At 32.5% G+C, this 17,304-nt stretch carries 14 protein-coding genes and 1 pseudogene; 4 read left to right on the top strand and 11 right to left on the bottom strand.

The features are described 5' to 3' along the window. Window positions 1-59: 59 nt before the first annotated feature. From C245_RS0111735 to C245_RS0111685, 10 genes and pseudogenes are all read right to left on the bottom strand, one after another. Complete coding sequence (locus C245_RS0111735) at window positions 60-626, bottom strand: AraC family transcriptional regulator (RefSeq protein WP_026110024.1); 567 nt, start codon at window positions 624-626, stop codon at window positions 60-62. A 697-nt stretch (window positions 627-1,323) separates the two neighbouring features. Then, window positions 1,324-1,818, bottom strand: a complete 495-nt coding sequence (locus C245_RS0111725; RefSeq protein ID WP_017496787.1) for a hypothetical protein — start codon at window positions 1,816-1,818, stop codon at window positions 1,324-1,326. Continuing rightward, window positions 1,815-2,678, bottom strand: a pseudogene (locus tag C245_RS24775) (RHS repeat domain-containing protein); the annotation flags it as partial. The pseudogene C245_RS24775 and the gene C245_RS0111725, both read right to left, overlap by 4 nt. Window positions 2,679-2,878: 200 nt before the next feature. After that, window positions 2,879-3,832, bottom strand: coding sequence for a restriction endonuclease (locus C245_RS0111715; protein ID WP_017496785.1), 954 nt, complete (start codon window positions 3,830-3,832; stop codon window positions 2,879-2,881). Between the two features lie 3 nt (window positions 3,833-3,835). Continuing rightward, the gene (locus C245_RS0111710) at window positions 3,836-4,522 is read right to left on the bottom strand and encodes an RloB family protein (RefSeq protein WP_017496784.1); all 687 of its coding nucleotides are present in this window, start codon (window positions 4,520-4,522) and stop codon (window positions 3,836-3,838) included. Continuing rightward, window positions 4,522-5,826 (bottom strand): ATP/GTP-binding protein, encoded by a 1,305-nt coding sequence (locus C245_RS0111705; RefSeq protein ID WP_017496783.1) that lies wholly within the window; start codon window positions 5,824-5,826, stop codon window positions 4,522-4,524. Before C245_RS0111705 ends, C245_RS0111710 begins: the two co-directional genes overlap by 1 nt. An 87-nt stretch (window positions 5,827-5,913) precedes the next feature. Continuing rightward, window positions 5,914-6,783 (bottom strand): tyrosine-type recombinase/integrase, encoded by an 870-nt coding sequence (locus tag C245_RS0111700; RefSeq protein ID WP_017496782.1) that lies wholly within the window; start codon window positions 6,781-6,783, stop codon window positions 5,914-5,916. Between the two features lie 9 nt (window positions 6,784-6,792). Next, complete coding sequence (locus C245_RS0111695) at window positions 6,793-7,710, bottom strand: tyrosine-type recombinase/integrase (RefSeq protein WP_017496781.1); 918 nt, start codon at window positions 7,708-7,710, stop codon at window positions 6,793-6,795. Between the two features lie 143 nt (window positions 7,711-7,853). Further along, window positions 7,854-9,524 carry a hypothetical protein gene (locus C245_RS0111690; protein ID WP_017496780.1) on the bottom strand — a complete coding sequence of 557 codons (1,671 nt, stop codon included), beginning with the start codon at window positions 9,522-9,524 and terminating at the stop codon, window positions 7,854-7,856. Between the two features lie 4 nt (window positions 9,525-9,528). Further along, window positions 9,529-10,095 carry a hypothetical protein gene (locus C245_RS0111685; protein ID WP_017496779.1) on the bottom strand — a complete coding sequence of 189 codons (567 nt, stop codon included), beginning with the start codon at window positions 10,093-10,095 and terminating at the stop codon, window positions 9,529-9,531. A 616-nt stretch (window positions 10,096-10,711) separates the two neighbouring features. Between C245_RS0111685 and C245_RS0111675 the strand changes: the two genes are divergently transcribed. Further along, complete coding sequence (locus tag C245_RS0111675; RefSeq protein WP_017496777.1) at window positions 10,712-11,080, top strand: helix-turn-helix domain-containing protein; 369 nt, start codon at window positions 10,712-10,714, stop codon at window positions 11,078-11,080. Window positions 11,081-11,186: 106 nt separating this feature from the next. Here C245_RS0111675 and mobA read toward each other — a convergent pair whose 3' ends face one another. Further along, entirely contained in the window at window positions 11,187-11,621 is a 435-nt protein-coding gene (gene mobA, locus C245_RS0111670) for a conjugal transfer protein MobA (RefSeq protein WP_017496776.1), read from the bottom strand. 1,591 nt (window positions 11,622-13,212) lie between these two features. Here mobA and C245_RS0111665 point away from each other — a divergent pair. The 3 genes from C245_RS0111665 (at window position 13,213) to C245_RS24395 (ending at window position 17,304) form a co-directional block, all read left to right on the top strand. Next, window positions 13,213-15,381 carry an ATP-dependent endonuclease gene (locus C245_RS0111665; protein WP_017496775.1) on the top strand — a complete coding sequence of 723 codons (2,169 nt, stop codon included), beginning with the start codon at window positions 13,213-13,215 and terminating at the stop codon, window positions 15,379-15,381. 10 nt (window positions 15,382-15,391) lie between these two features. Next, entirely contained in the window at window positions 15,392-16,555 is a 1,164-nt protein-coding gene (locus C245_RS24400) for a UvrD-helicase domain-containing protein (RefSeq protein ID WP_198288050.1), read from the top strand. 149 nt (window positions 16,556-16,704) lie between these two features. Next, complete coding sequence (locus tag C245_RS24395) at window positions 16,705-17,304, top strand: 3'-5' exonuclease (RefSeq protein ID WP_198288049.1); 600 nt, start codon at window positions 16,705-16,707, stop codon at window positions 17,302-17,304.

The raw sequence follows: 17,304 nt of genomic DNA, 5'->3' as shown, positions 1-17,304 counted from the left end.
AAAGTTGGCAAGAATAGCGCTGAATTGTATTGTGGAATTATGGATTTGATTTGTAATATTTACTTCACCTCATCCAGAGGTTTTCTTTTCTCAGCCCGAATTTGCTTGAAATAACTTGGAGTGAGGCCGGTTACTTTTTTGAACTGATTGCTCAGATAGGCCACACTTGAATAATTCAGGCGTAAAGCTATCTCGCTAAGCGATAACTCATCATAAACTAGAAGCTCCTTTATTTTTTCAATTTTTTGGGCAATAAAATACTTTTCAATAGTAGTGCCCTCCACCTCCGAAAACAAATTGGAAAGATAATTATAGTCATGGTTGATCTTTTCGCTCAGGATATCCGACAGGTTATTTTTTGTATCATTATCCTGATGGTGTACCAAATCAATAATGATATTTTTTATTTTTTCGATAATTCTACTCTTTTTATCGTCGATCACTTCAAATCCAAGAGCAACCAGTTCTTGTTCCAGTAAAGTTCTTTCTGTGGCAGTCAGTTCTTTTGTCAACGTAACCTCCCCAAGCTTTATATTGGTAAACTCCAGGCCAAGTTTTTCAAGTTCGTTCTGAACCACCATAATACAGCGGTTGCAAACCATATTTTTAACGAATAATGTACTCATATCCTTATTTGATCTGATTTTTGATTTTATATGTACTTACAAATTTACCACTAAATTTCAATTAAGCATGCATCAAAAAGTTATGCAGAGAGAATCAGACGGTTGATTTTTGTTTAAGGTAAGATAAAAGCATTTTAAGGCTTATTAAAAGACAAAAAACGAAAGAGACGACCAACCGATCGTCTCTTTTTCTATTCAAAAATTAAAATTTTATATTCTTTTACAGTTCGTTAAGGGGTTATATTCTAAAAACACCTAATTTGTAACATTACCCTTTTTGATTGACTTAGATTGCGGGTGCGAAGTCAGGAGACGTTCGCTCAGCGGTTCATAAGGAACTCTTCGGAGAGCGGGGAGTATTTATGCAGAAAAAACAAGCACACTTAGCAAAGCTTTTAAACACAAAAAACCTCGCTGGTAGCGAGGCTTTCTTTTTGTTCTTTGACGATTAGCTTTGTCGGTGCGAAGTCAAAGACATTCGCACAGCAGCTATACTTTGCACAGCAGGCTGCTCAGCAGAAGTACAATGATTATGATGGAGTGGAGATAACAGCTTCAATGATTTCGAAACTAAAAATTTTGATAAAACCTTAATAAAGAAAAATAAGCGTTAATCCTGCTCCGCAGGATCGACGCTTATTTGTTATAAATGAAATTTAATATTCTTTTTTATCAGCACATCAGATAAATTCCCATCTTATTTTATTTTATATAGTTCTTTATCTCTATAAAATTTCAAAATTTTTTTTGCTTCGGGAACTCCGCCTTTTTCAGCTTTTTTTAAACAATCGAGAGCATATTTGATTGTTTCTGTATCAGTATTTTCATTGAATATCCATTCTTCATTATTATCATTTTTAGAATTTAGATTATACAAACAATTGTAAACATCATAATATGCTTGACTATACTTATGTTTATTTGCCATTAAAATTGATACATATAAAAAACTCAATCTATGTCCACTTAAAAAATATATTTCAGCTAAGTTATTATATGCCGTTGTGTCTCCTTCATGCACTATTTTATTAAGTAATTTATCTGTCTTTTCTTTATTATTATACTCATCGCTGTAAACGCTACCAGTTGAAACATCATCATCCTTTTTAATTTCTGCTTGATTTGTTTTTTTATCATTACAACTTGCACAAATTATAAAAAACACCACAACTACAAATTCTTTTATTTTCATCTTATTATTGGATTTAATTTTAAGTATTCACTGTAAAGCATTCTGCTTACTTCTTTACCATTTTGATAAACAACTCTATTTCTGTCTGCTAGATTTACTTTAATATCCGAACTTACTCCTTTTATAAAATAATTTACATTTTTTGCATCTTTTGCATAGTTATCTTGTCCATACATTACCCATCCATCAAAACCAACGATAGTAGCTAAAGGATGAGCCTCTGATAATCTCTGTGCCATCGATAGATTTCCTCCCGCAGATTGACATATAAAAAGATTTAATGTAAAAATAGCTAACTTACCCATCTCCATCTTTTTCTTGTACGCTGGACTAACTTGTGACATACGTTCGTCAAATTGTTCAGCATTATCTAACCATTTAGGAATATCTTTATTTTTAGAATCAGCAAAAAAACTATTTCCTAATTCATTTATCCCTCCGTGTCCATAAACATCAAAAATACCATCACCTGTTTGATAATTTCCATTGTTTTTCTGTTTAAAAACGTTATAAAATTTTGAATTCTCAACTTTGAAAAAATTAACAGGAGGTTCACCATTGTCATCCATATGACTAGCAATAGCTGTTTCTGCGTCTACCGTTTCTCCTGAATCTTTATTTTTATATGTTTTTTCATCCCAATCATAATAATTACCTGATTGCCCAGCTTCAGCTTTCATTCCATCTGGGTCAATAAAGTAAACAGGATTATTAAGAGCATATGTATAAGGACTAAATTTTCTTGACAATTCTGCCAACGGGTCAACGTTCATCCAACGTCCTAATGCTGGGTCATAATTCCTCATCCCATAGTCGTACAAATTCAGTGATAGCTCGTCTTGTAATTCCTTTCCGTTGTACTTATACTTATAAGGTTCTGCAAACCTTTTTTATATAAAATAACCCTTTGCAAAAAAATCTCAATATAAAGAACGTCCGGTTACATTTTACTGTAATACGAAAGTAGATTTACTTTGATTATTTTCCTAATAAAATAATCCGCTTATTTATGCCCATAAAAAAAGCCCTCAGAAATGAGGGCTTTTTAACTTTTAAATCTTCAACCTCTTTTATATGGGTTCTTTTCTATTATTGCGCTCTGTATTTTAGAACGTAAATAATTAGGAAAGTCACTTTCAGACTCGATTATTTTTACGAATTCCTCTAAATCAAACATAACCAGTAACGCATTCTTAATAAGAGCTTCTTTCCCTGCAGTTATTCCAGAAGGAGTATATCCGGAAGCAGATATAAATATTCCATGAGCGTTCGCTCGATGATAAATTCTTCCTAAATGCTGGTATATATCATCGCTACCTATTGCATCTTTTTTCCATTTCATTTCAACAAAGTAGACTTGATTATCTATTTCAATGATTCCATCTATTTGTTCAATTATACCATCTCCGGCTTCACCATTTCTCTTAAAATCTTCTTTAACTAAAATTTCATAAGTTTTAAAATAATTCCCCAGAACTGATTCTAACAGCTTGCCTCTTTTTTGTGGATTCGTTTCAGAAAATAAAGAAAATAGTTCTTTCTTAATATCCTCTAATTTTACTTTCCTTTTTTGTATTTGATTAATTTTATTTTGATATTCTTGTTTTCTAAGACTTTGTTCATTCTCCCTTTCCTGTTTCATTCTTGTAAAAGAATCTTTAACATTAATTACTTTTTGGATTTCTGCAACTAATCCTTTTGCCTTAAACTGATCATTTTCCCAACAAGTAGAAAATGCTTCAAACTCTGTAATTCTTTTTAAAAGTTCTCTTCTCTGTCGTAAATATTTTTCAGAATTTTGATTTATACGTTCAAGTATCGTTCTGCAAATATCATACTTAGACAGTGAATCGGGATTTGTCTGCAACGTTTTTACAACATCATTATATAGTCCAACTTCTACTCCCGCACCATTAAAAAAAGTTAAAACAGCTTTTTTGGATTTATTCAATAACGGGATTGTTTGAACTATTAAATCAAAAAGATCCGGTGGATAATGGTATACATCATTCATTTATTATCGTCTTAAATTTTTATTAAGTTCTTTAACTAATTCAAATACTTTACTAACTGGATTTTGCTGATGAAAAGGCAAATCTTTAACTTTTTTAAATAATTTTTCAGCCCTGTCTATTGCCTTTTCCTGCGAAGAATTTTCATCCTCCATCAATGTATTGTAAAGTTGTAAACAAAAAGCATATTTCTTACCATCTCTTAAATAATTAATACCAAACTTCTTCCCCAACTCGTCATAGTAAAATCCTCTTAAATGTTCGGCGTCAGTATATTCAAAATGCAAGTAAAACCATAATTCAAATGAGTCATTAGAGTAAGCTATATTGTAACCAAGTTCTATTCCTTTCTCAATAGAATTATCAAAATCAGAGAATTCTTCAGCTCCGCGTTTAACATCCATATCAAAAACACACCAAACACCGTCATATTCAGAATCAGATATTTCAATTATTTTTTGTGTAGATTCAATGAGTTTCAATTTTGACTGCCCACGAAGATCTATAGCTTCCACTTTCATTCCTAATACAGGAAATGACTCAAAATATAATTTCTCTGTTTGTCCCTCACAAACAATTAATATTATCTTGTTTACAGGAATAGTATCTATTTTATAATTAGAAGATTTAGCCTTTTTGTTCCATGCTTTTGCCTTATCTGTTACTTTTATAGCTTTCGTACTTTTAGGCATTATTCAAAATTTAAGATGTTAGAAAAATTACCTAAAAAAGGGATAGCACCATATTTTCCTTGAATATAATCTTTTTCAAATGAAGCATTATTTCTAATGCCCTTAATCTCAACCAGAGTATATAAATGACTTGCTCCATATTTATCTTTTTCAACAAAATCAATTTGATCTCTTCTCAATAATTCAGATGACAACAAATTAGTATCATGGGTTGTAAAAATGAGTTGTGACCTTGAATTTTGATTTGAATTAAACAATTCAACAATTTTCTTGGTCAATAATGGATGAAATCTAGAATCAAATTCATCAATAATTAATGTAGTTCCATTTTTCAATGAATTATAAATAAAAGGACTTATTTCAAACATTTTTCTAGTACCTTCTGATTCTTGCGAAAGAAATGAAAAGGTTGCATTGCCATCTTTCTTCAAATTCTTGTCATAAACGGTTCTGTGAGATAAAAGAAATTTTCTATCTTTTAAAGTCTTTGCAACATCCTCTTCAATGTTTTCAGGCAAGTTGTCATTTGAAAAATCAATTGTTTCTAAATCTTGAATTCCTATATCAGCATTTTTTAAAAAATTTAAAACAAATTTCTTTTGATCTGGATCTTGCAAGGAATCACCGGCAAGAGCAAACATTCCTTTATGCCCTAATCCGCTTATAATAGAAATAGAACCAATCTCTTTAATAATTTTTTTGGAGATCTTCCCAAATCCAAATGAAGATAAAGAAGATAAGAACAAGGAATTATCTCTAAAGATTCCACCTTCACCTTCAGCTTCTTCACTAAAATCCTCCATTAAAGAAACAAACTTAATTCCCTCTGCAAAATACTTTTTACTTATTTCCAGAATCTTATTATTTTCTCTGATAAATAGAGTCTGCTCACGAACACTTGGTGTTGAAAAAAGCCACTCACTTTTAATTGACTTTTCATCAGCTTCAAAGCCGTATCTATATCTTACATCATCAACCCTGAAAATTAATTGAAAAAAAGTAGGTTGATCAATCGTTTCGGTTGATAGCTCATACGGAGCAATAAATCTTAATGCACTCTCATCCTTCACAGATTCCTTAATAATCTTTATGAATGATACTAAACCACGAATAACATTACTCTTCCCACTTGCATTAGCACCATAAATAGCTTTTGATTTTAACAAAGACAAATCCTCCTTAATAGGAATTACATTTTGTTTATCTAAAACTGAATTATTAGATCTAATTTTAGCCGCTTTCATGTTTAAAGTTTGAATGTCTTTAAAGGAACACATGTTTCCAAAGCTAAATTCTTCAATCATAACTCTTATTTTAAAATTTGTAAATATTTTACAAATATACAAATAAGAATCAAAGTGCACTAACTTTTAACACTCCATGTAATATTATTAAATATTTGGAAAATACCGATTAATCATTTCTCTTTGCTGAGAACTATTCGCTTTAATGTATTTTTCCGTAGTTCCTGGCCACTTATGTCCTGCGAGTTCCTGAGCCCGCTCCAAAGGAATCTTTTTCTCATTTAGCCAGTTACATATCACACTCATTCGGATAGTTTGCGGGTTAAGTTTCCTATCCGGAAACAATACCCTAAGCGGCGCAATCATAGCGTGAACACTATCTACCGTAATAGGCTTGCCTAGCTTGGTAATAATAAGCTTTTCCGTTTTACAACGAAGCATTTCTGTTCGTGTTTCATTTATATAATTGGAAAATAGAATCATTTGTTTGGACACTAATTCTAGCGTTCGCTTATTGAGCATATTCGAAGCCTGTATGTAAATGGTCCCGTTGTCCAAATCAATGTCTTTAACGGTTAATCGAATAATTTCATCGCTGGTGAGCCCCTGATAAATCAGAAGAGACAACAATACATTGTTTCTGATGTCCAAGTGTTTGTACCGGTTTTCCCTTTCCAAGAGCAGTTGCAATTCCGGGCTGCTGAACAAATCCTGTACCTGTATTGCTTGATTGCTGTTCACCTTAATGTTCAGGCGTTTGCATGGATGTTCAGCCCTGTATCCAGTCATTACCAAATAATCATAATATTTTTTGATCGCTGATAAAATCACAACCCTATATTTACTGTTGGGTTGCTTCAGACTGATTTCGTCCATATACTTTACAATATTGTCGTATTTGTATCGCTTGGCTTTAGGGTTTAATTTTAAAAAGTGGTTGATGGCAAACAAATAGCTTGATACTGTCTGTTTGCTGTAATTTTGGAGTAGGAATTGTTCCAGTGTTTGTTTTGTCATAACAATTACTTAAAAGGTTACTATCGGTTTTCGTTTCTTGTTTTTGATAGCATAGATATACGTTGTATTTATATCGGAATGCCCGAGGAAACTGCGTATAAAATCAATCCCTGCATTATTCTCCGCCAGATGATACGCAATACTGTGACGCAGGCAATGCAGGGTAATATCTTTTTGAATCAGTTCATATTTTTGGGTCTGCTCAATCATTTTTTTTAGTATGTCGTTCAGGTTCTCGCCAGTAGCTCGTTTGCCTTTGCTGTTTATAAAAAAAGCCTCTTCCATTTGGCTTTTCCCAACAAGCTTTTGATTACGCTCTTCCAGTATGTATTTTTTCAGGTATTTCATAACTGTATCGCTCATAGGGACTTCGCGCCTTTTACTTCCTTTTCCGCTTCGGACAATGAGCATTCCGCTGTTGAGTTGTATATCCCTTAAATCCAGTGTATTTATTTCTGATCGGCGAAGTCCGCAGCCATAAGCTACAGACAACAACGCTTTCTCCATTTGATTTTCACAGTTTTGATAAACAATTTTAATTTCTTCTACGCTCAGGATATTTCTGGGTTTTTGAATACCTCCGCTATAAGCAGGGATATAATAGCCGTTTTCAATTTCCTTGTTTTCCATAAGGTTCACAAGGAACAAACCCTGTACAAAAAGATGAAACTTGATGCTTTGCTGTGACAGCGTTCCTTCGCCCCGCAGTTTGGGTCTTGCAATGAGATACTCATAATATTTCACACTTTCTTTGGTAGTCACATCTTTAATTTTAGTGATTCCTATTTCTTCCAGCCATGTGAGAAATTCCGTCAGGGTATTTTGATACATGCGTCCTTTTCCTGATTTGTAATTCCGGACTTTTACAAAGCTGTCAAAGCTTTGGGCAAGTTTTTGAAAATCTTTGGTTTGTATGGTCTTTTTCATTGTTTTTAGTGTTCTTAAATGATGGTGTTTTTAAGTGGTCGCTTGCGCACTGCGTGGAACACGGAACACCAGTATCGTATTGGCAGTATTTACTGGGGCTGTGGTGTTCCGCTGGCGTTCCGGGGCGTTCCATTTTTATTTTTTTAAAAGGCTTCTAGTTGTTTGTGCAAATCTTTCTTTATTCTGTCCTTTAGTTTTTCCATATTGTCCCAGTGGACAATCACATATTTAAAACCCCTGTTTACTGAACCTTCAATTGCCTGAATGTATTCGAGTTCCTGTAACAGCTGCATATATCGAAATGCCGATGTCTTGCTGATATTAAGCTTATGGCGAATCTCTCTAATAGTAAAACGGTGTATTGAGCCGTTTTTTTGGCCCTTTACATAGCCTTTGAGGTTTTCAAAAAACTGTCTTGTACTTTTGTCGAGTTCATCGACTTTGATGATGATGGAATTGAAGAATATATCCACAGCAAATTTTATATCCTCTTTGGTGGCAATCAATCTGCCTTGTGCATCAGTTTTTCGCTGGTATTGGTGCAGGATGGTAATCTGTGAAACAAAGTTTTGGAACTGACTGTTGAGCCTTCTGAGCATCTTGGCTTCAAGAGGAAGCATGAGTTTATCCGCAAAAGGATTTATCACTTCATAGGACTTCAGAACTCGCATGGCATTTCTGAGTAACTGGGTTGCCTGCTGCTCATTTTCATTATTGCTTTTTCCTGCGATTTTCCTGTTTTGAATTTCAATAATCCGCATCGTCTGTGCCTGGCTTTCATCCACACCTAAAATGACTGAACGGCTCATATTATCATAATATACTTCCGCTTTGGTGGTTGTGGTCAAACTGGCAAAGTGCGCCTGCACCTGTTTCATCCTACCCCTGTTATTACCAAAAATATCTTTGACCACAGTAGAACTGGTTAAGAATTTGGCGGACTGCATTTCCCGAAAAGCATACTGTGCCTCTTCGTCCAGTCCGTCAAAATCCTGAATCACGATTAGTTTATTAATAAGTTCCTTGTCCTTATAATGGTATAATGATTTACTGGTAATACGGGTCATGTTCATGACATCTTCCTGAGGCATGCACTGGGCAATTCCATTTATAAGATGACTTTTTCCCTCACCGCTAGAACCTTGTACAAGTCCATGCATGAGGTACGGCATTTTATAGCTTGAAGCCAATACAAAAAGTAGCAGCCTGTTTTCTTCTTCCCCGACAATACCGTTTTGTTCCAAAAGTGTATTGATATTCTCTAATAGATTGGGTTTGGAGAGAAAAGCAATGGCTTTTTCATGCGCCTGTGGTGTAAGTTCCTTTTCTGAATACTTATCCGTTACAGGGTTGATCTCTGCCTCAAAAAGTAAATCCCTATGCTGTTCCAAGAGATCCGTAAGTTGTACCAAATCCGTTTCCAATTCCTGATAATCAAATCCCTGTTTTTCGGAAAGTTCCGTACACTGGTTCTGTACATTTGAAAAGTCAAATAAGTCTACTTTCAACCGGTGTTTCTTTTGGGTGTCCGTCTCTACAATTTGGAGTGAAACCCTCAGATTTCCCAAGTCCATCGGTAGATTACCTACGACATAAAATGTTCCAGTAGTTCCCTTATAACTAATTTTATAATCGTTGTGTACCTGCAAGGCGACTCCTGATTTTTCAGTTTCTGCATTTTTAAAAAGCTTCAGTATTCCGTCCGTTCCATAATTGACCCAAATGTCATTGAGACTGTGTCCTTCTGGCAATTCCACCATTGACAAGGGCACATCGGGTTTTAGCTGCTGCATTTGTAATCTGATCTTTTCCATAGTTTTACCGCTTTATGATTATTATTGCTTCTAATTCATGTAATGCTTTGATAGCTTGTTGATGTTGTGGCAATAATTCTCCGTCATGTAGTGCTATAACCGCCTCTCTTTGGTTAAGTGCCTTGCTTTGAAGAAGGGTGGCACAATCAATAATTGATCCCACGATAAATAATCGTTTGGTCAGAGGATGCGGATAGGCAGGATAAATGCCTTTATCATTTAGGAATTCTTCTTTTGATGAGTCAAGGTCAAACCGCAGGGCAAAAAAATTGACAATCACATTATCTTTGTCCAGCAGTGGAAAAATAAGACCATAACGTCCGAAAACAGTATAGGAGGTCATATCTGTATCCCATCTAATCGGAGCATAACTTTTGGTAAGAAGTCCCAAGCTTTCAAAGTTATCTTTTACCTCTTGCGGCTTACGGTGGTGGAACTGTCCGGAGTTAAAGCCAATCCTAAGCTGGGAATAATCCAACCCGATACCCTTGAGGTATGCATTGGGCTTTAGGGCTTTGACACTTCGGATTCCTGTTTCAAATGAGCGGAAAAGGCTTTCTAAATTTTCCATAAATATTTAATGGTTTTCCATTATTTTCAGGCCGTAAGGTGACCCGTAGCCGTTACAGGACTGTGTTGTTTTAGGGAAAGGAGAATGGGAATACTTTGGATAAAACCTTTGATTAATACAAATAGTAATTGCCTAATACAAGGGAAATCATTTTTCTTTCTTCACCAGCCCGCTAAAAATAAAAAGCCATTTTGGATGGTCTTTTTTCAATCCGTTTATTTGTCTTCTAACAAATATAAAAATGCATCTTTGAAGTGATCCCGACAGTGATATTGTTGGCGTAGTTTGTCTATTAATGGCGTAATGTATAAGACAATATGTTTTTAGAAGGGAAATACAATTCAATAAAACTTGAAGACAGCTATCTAGCAAAATTAAAATGCACAGGAGCAACAATTTTTATTAATCCATGAGTAAAACGAATTGAGAGGCGGAGACCTTATGGGATAAATTAAATATTTGCGGTAGAACATAAATGAAAAATTGTATTTTTGTAATGACCGGCAAGTAAAAAAAACGCACAGATGTATCATATCCTTTTTTTATATACGATACATTGAAAATCATGTTTTTTACATTGCATAGATTATCATAACTAACGATTACCTTTGAATTTATGAGTACGACAACAAAATCAAATCATATAGGACGCAAAATCAGCCGTATCCGTGAACTACGCGATATTAAGCAAGATGCGTTGGCACAGGCACTGGGAACCACCCAACAGGCAATATCTATTATGGAAAACAGTGAGACAATTGATGAAGAAAAACTAATTGAAGTGGCAAAGGCTCTGGGGGTTAGTACTGAGGCTATAAAGAATTTTTCTGAGGAAGGTGTTATTAATTATTTTAATACATTTAATGATCAGAGTTCTGGGTTTAATACAAATTGTACATTTAATCCTTTAGATAAATTGATCGAGGCATACGAAGAAAACAGAAAGCTTTATGAGCGTTTGTTAGAAGCGGAAAGGAGAAAATAACCCTCTTAAGCTTATTAAATAGTGATGATTATAATAAAGCATACCTATTAAATTATCCTCTTCTATAAATAATTCTACCGTTTAATAATTTCTATCATTTCTGATGCTATTTTTTAAGGTAGTTTGTTTCGAATTCACCTGTAAGCTGTATCATCTTTTGGGACAAAACGGCTAATTCTATTGTTTCTTTTTCCAGCTTGTATAAAGAGGCTGCGGCTTTCTTTTCGGAAAAATTGCGATACAATAGCTTAACAACTTGATTGTAATTAACGCCAATAGCCCTGAACTGACCGTATAATGTAGTCAGTCGCATATAATAATCCATTGTAGCCTTGTCTATTTTTATTGTTTTAATAGTTTTTTGAAAGATACAAGCAGTTATAAAATGTGCCATTACATTCATTCCTGATTGTTCAAACAAGGAAAGAAATCGGGCATTTTCTTCAGCGTTCAAGCTAATGGAATATCGAAAAACGGCAGGATCTTTCTTTAGATGCCTTCCGCCTTTTTTTTGACGAGAGCTATTACAGTTTTCTTCCATACTTAAATCAATTCGTATAATAGATACAAATTTACTTCCTGGTCTTCTTCAGGTAGCATTCGTAGAACCCAAAGGAAATGTTTGGCTTTTAGTGTCCGCATAGAGAACACCCATTAGCGCGACAAGCATTATAAGTTATAGAATTTTATGGCTTTATTTGACAGGATTGTATAAGGTTATGAACAGATTGGTTTTCTGTTTTTCTAAAACAATAAAAGAGAAATAATAAAAAGAAAACGAAGGTAGGTCGGGTTGTTTGGCTAACCAAAAGACTACGGCATAATGTCTTGCTCGCATACTCGCAATCCACCCTTACGGGACTTATTCCGTTTCCTTTTGGCCTGCCCACAACCCGTCCTGTAGAATTGCTTTCTTTTTCTTTTTTCCGGTTTTTCTATTTTCTTTTGGAATAATATATTTTTCTGGGTGTTTGTACAGATTTAATTATACCTGTGCAATTGCTCTTAAAAATTTACTTTTATACAGTAGTGCATATCTATTTAACTACAGGCTTGCAGATTAGCATACAAGAAAACATGCAAGCGTGCATATGTGAATACATGCAAACGTAAAAGCATGAAAGCATGAAAGCATGAAAGCGTAAAAGCATGAATGCATGAATACGTAAAAGCATGAATACATGAATACATGAATACGTAAATACATAGGTACATAAATACGTAAGCTACCATTCCAGCAATCTATAATATCACCGAAATACATCTATTTAATCTCCATCTCATCTACAATAGAAATCCTTTCAGTCTTAAAGGACATCGGCGGGCAGCCTTCATGGCTGCCGAAATTTATTCCCGCTCTTAATTATCGAAGCGAATTCCGATAATTCCTACCCTTAAGATTGGTTTCAATAACATTATTTCTACCAATCCAAAAGAAAAAAGGGTGTCAACCCTTTTAATTAAAAAACCATTCCTAAAAAGTTGTCGCGGGACAACGGCAAGTTGTGTTTTGAGCTGCTTGAAATACTTTACGCAGCTCAAAACCACTTGCCCTTGCAGGGGGCTAAAAAAAACTCCAAAGTCGTTTTTTAATTAGTTACTATTTACCGTTTAGGACTTTTTCAGTATCAGAATATTTGTAATATATAAGACCTCCAATTTTAGTAAAAGTAAACTATATTTATCTTACTGGATAACAGATTCATACTTGTAAATTAGGTATTTATACGTACTGTTTTATATCACTAAATTGATACTTTTGGAAATACTCAATTTGAGGCTTATGGTTTTCCGTAAAAAAGCTATGAATTAAATAGTAACATTTGTTCTATTGATCAAATGCAGATAAAATATAAAAATTCAATATGGCAATGAATAGCTATTTTTCGATTTATCTTTTAAAGAATATATTCTCTCCCCAAAACGCATTTAAATATTACTATAATCTTCAATTATTATTAGAAGAAGATTGTATAAAGCATCCTCTTAATGGAATAATACGGAGGTAACTTGAAATATCAAAAATAAAAATCGTAACTGGTTATTTCATTAGTAATAAAATCCCTATACTTATTTTTAATTAGTATTTATAAATGTGCATTAACTTTATCTAATAATTAAAATTTATCTAAATGAATATTGAATTTATCGACATACAAAATTTTAGAAAACTCAAAAAATGCAGAATTGATATTTCTGAAAAAGAAACTGTATTTGTTGGCGCAAATAATAGCGGAAAAACTTCTGCTATGGATGCATTAATAAAATTTCTCAAGAAAAATAAATTTTCTACTAGAGATTTTACATTGAGTAATTGGATAGAATTAAATAAAATTGGTGAATCATGGTTAAAAGAAACTGATTTCAATAAACAAGATTTTAAAATTGATGCTTGGGTAGATTATCTTCCCTCATTGGATATTTGGCTAAATGTTAAAAAAAATGAAATACATTATGTAAATAATTTGATACCAACACTTGATTGGGATGGAGGTTTACTTGGAGTTCGGTTACGTTTTGAACCAGATAATATTGAAGAATTATTTAAACAATTTAAGTCTATTTATGAAAACTCAAAAGCGATAGTTGGAAAGAATAAAGGTTTAAAGTTATGGCCTAATCATTTATGGCACTTTTTAGATAATAAAGATAACTTAAATAAATTTTTCAGTATTAAAACGCATTTATTAAATCCTTTAATGAAAGATGAAACACAAAAACTTTCTGAAAGCAGCAGTCCAATAGATTCAGATGTATTTAAAGGAATAATAAAAGTAGATATCATAAATGCTCAAAGAGGTTTTTCTAATGAAAATTCAGAAAGTAGCGAAAATTCTAATTTAAAAAATTTATCAAGTCAATTAAAAGGATATTATGAAAAACATCTTAATCCTTCGGAGAATCCCACAGAACAAGATGTAGTAGCATTAAGTGCAATTCAAAATGCTAAAAAAATATTTGATGTTGACCTCAATAGTACTTTTGGTCCTTCTTTAAAAGAACTTGAAGATCTAAATTATCCTGGATTTGGAAATCCTAAAATAAAATTGGAAAGTAAATTAAGTACTGTAGACAGTCTAAATCATAATTCTTCAGTCCGCTATGATTTATCAGATTTAAACCCTGAATTAACTTTGCCTGAAAAATATAATGGATTAGGTTATCAAAACTTAATCTCAATGATTTTTAAACTAATCAGTTTTAGAGATGAATGGATGCAAGTTGGGAAAAAATACAAAATTGAATCAAAAGAAGAGAATAAACATGAATTTGAACCTTTACATTTAGTTTTAATTGAAGAGCCTGAAGCGCATTTACATGCACAAGTGCAGCAAGTATTTATAAAAAAAGCTTATACCGTTCTTAGGAGCCATAGAGACTTGAATAACAAAAATAATTTTTCTACTCAACTTCTAATCAGTACACATTCTAACCATATAGCCCATGAAATTGATTTTATTTCTTTGAGATATTTTAAAAGAATAATTGGACAAAAGAAACAAATTAACACAACAACTGTAGAAAGCTTATCTAAAACATTTGGAACAAATGACGATTCCACAAAATTTGCAATCAGATATTTAAAGACCACCCACTGTGATTTGTTCTTTGCTGATGCCGTTATACTAGTGGAAGGACCTGTAGAAAGAATGTTAATTCCTCATTTCATAAAGAAACATTATGAAAAACTATCTTCTTGCTATATTTCAATTTTAGAAATTGGAGGAAGTCATGCGCAAACTTTAAAACCACTAATTGAAAAATTGGGAGTTGTAACATTAATAATAACCGATTTAGATTCTGTCGCAGAAAAAACCAAAGTTCAGCCTGAAAAATTAAAAAAATATAAAACAGGAAATGATGTTTTAAAATCTTGGATTCCTAAAATATCTGAATTAGATAAATTATTAGAACTTTCTCTCAAATCAAAGGAACATAAGGATTATCCAATTCAAGTAGCTTATCAAATTCCCATAAAAATTAGTGATAGTATTGAAGTTTATCCTTATACATTTGAAGACTCTCTTGTTATGGAAAACATATCAATTTTTAAAAATATTAAAAAGGCTAAAGGTCTTTTAAAAAAAATGGTAGAAGCTGCATCGGAAACAGATGTAAAAAAATCTGCTAAAGAAATGTATAACGCCATTACTACAGATGGTGCTAAAAAAGCAGAATTTGCTTTAGAATTATTATACTTTCAAGATCCTGACACTATCACAATTCCACAATACATTAAAGAAGGACTTGATTGGCTTGAGAGCAAATTAGTTAATAAAAAAGAAGGTTTAAATAATTAATAAAATCATAATGAGTTTACAAAACCACCATAATGACATAGACAAACATGTTGATGATGAGGTCTATAATTGTTTAAATTTAGATAACCCAAAAAGTTTTTTTCTTTTTGCAGGAGCTGGTTCAGGTAAAACAAGAACATTAGTTAATGTCTTGAAAGAATTCAAAAAAAATCATGGAAAACAATTTAGATTAAATAGAAAAAAAATAGCGATTATAACATATACCAATGCGGCAAGTAATGAAATAAAAGATAGATTAGAATTTGACTCAATATTTTCAGTAAGTACAATCCACAGTTTTGCATGGGAATTAATTGAACCTTTTGTTCAAGATATTAAATCTTGGTTAATTAATAATTTAGCTATCGATATTCTAAAATTAGAAGATGAACAAAGTCGAAGTCGAGATCCAAAAAATAAAGCTTCAATTGATAGAGCAAAAAAAATTGAATCGAAAAACAAAAGAAGATTGAACTTAAATAATATTGTAAAATTCATTTATAACCCTAATGGAGACAATACGACTAAAGACTCATTAAACCATTCTGAAGTAATAAGTATTGCGGCTCATTTCATTCAGACTAAACCCTTAATGCAAGAACTAGTAGTTTGTAAATTTCCAATTTTGTTAATTGATGAAAGTCAGGATACTAAAAAAGAATTAATAGATGCTTTTTTTGAATTACAAAAAATTAAAAAAGACGTTTTTTCGCTTGGTCTTTTTGGAGACACTATGCAACGTATTTATTTTGATGGTAAAGAGAAATTAGAAAAAGGATTGCCTGATGACTGGTCCAAACCAGTAAAAAAAATGAATCACCGTTCTAATAAACGAATCATAACTCTAATTAATAAGATTAGAGAGCATGAAGATGGTCAAAAACAATTACCAAGGACAGATAAAGAAGATGGTTTTGCTAAATTATTTATTTGTTCAAACAGAACTGAAAAGTCAAAAACTGAGAAGTATATATGTAATGAAATGGCAAACATAACAGATGATAGTAAATGGGCCAAAGATGGGGAAGAAAAAGATGTTATGACACTAATTTTAGAACATCATATGGCAGCAAAAAGAATGGGCTTTACAGATTTTTTTGAACCATTGTATAAGGAGGAAAAACTAAAAACAGGGATATTAGATGGAACATTATCAGGTTCTAATTTTTTTTAAAATTTATTCTACCATTAGTTGAAGCAAAATTAAATAATGATGATTTCACTATAGCTGCAATTGTTAAAAATGAATCTCTCTTTTTTAAAAAAGAAGAATTACTTAAAAACACTGATCAAACAATTAACATCAAAAAGGCAAAAAAAGCATTGAATAATCTTTTTGCCCTTTGGGATAAAAATAATGACCCGTTATTAATTGATATTATTCAGAATATATATCTATCAAAATTATTTCCAATACCTGATAATTTAATTCCTATTGCATCAAGAACTATTGATGAACAAAAAATAGTAAATAAAACTGATTACCAAGAAAATGAAGAAGAAGATTTATCTGACAGTGTAATTGATGCTTGGGATTTAGCTTTATCAAGCCCATTTTCCCAAATTAAACAATATGCAATTTATTTATCAGATGAATCTAAATTCGGAACTCATCAAGGCGTAAAAGGACTAGAATTCCCGAGAGTTATGGTCATTTTAGATGATGAAGAGTCTAGAGGAAACTCATTTAGCTATGATAAACTCTTTGGCTCAAAAGAGCCTACTGATGCAGATAAAAAAAATATTAAGGACGGTAAAGAAACAAACACTGATAAAACAAGAAGGCTTTTTTATGTTGCTTGTAGTAGAGCAGAAAAAAGTTTAGCGATAGTCGCTTATACCGATTTTCCCGAAATTGTAAAAAAGAACGCTATTGATTATGGTTGGTTTAATGAGAATGAGATAACAATTTATAAAAAATAA

The organism is Flavobacterium sp. WG21, assembly GCF_000335775.1.
GTDB lineage: Bacteria > Bacteroidota > Bacteroidia > Flavobacteriales > Flavobacteriaceae > Flavobacterium > Flavobacterium tructae.
The sequence above is the reverse complement of the archived record's forward strand: the minus strand, read 5'-3'. Positions and strand labels throughout refer to the sequence as shown.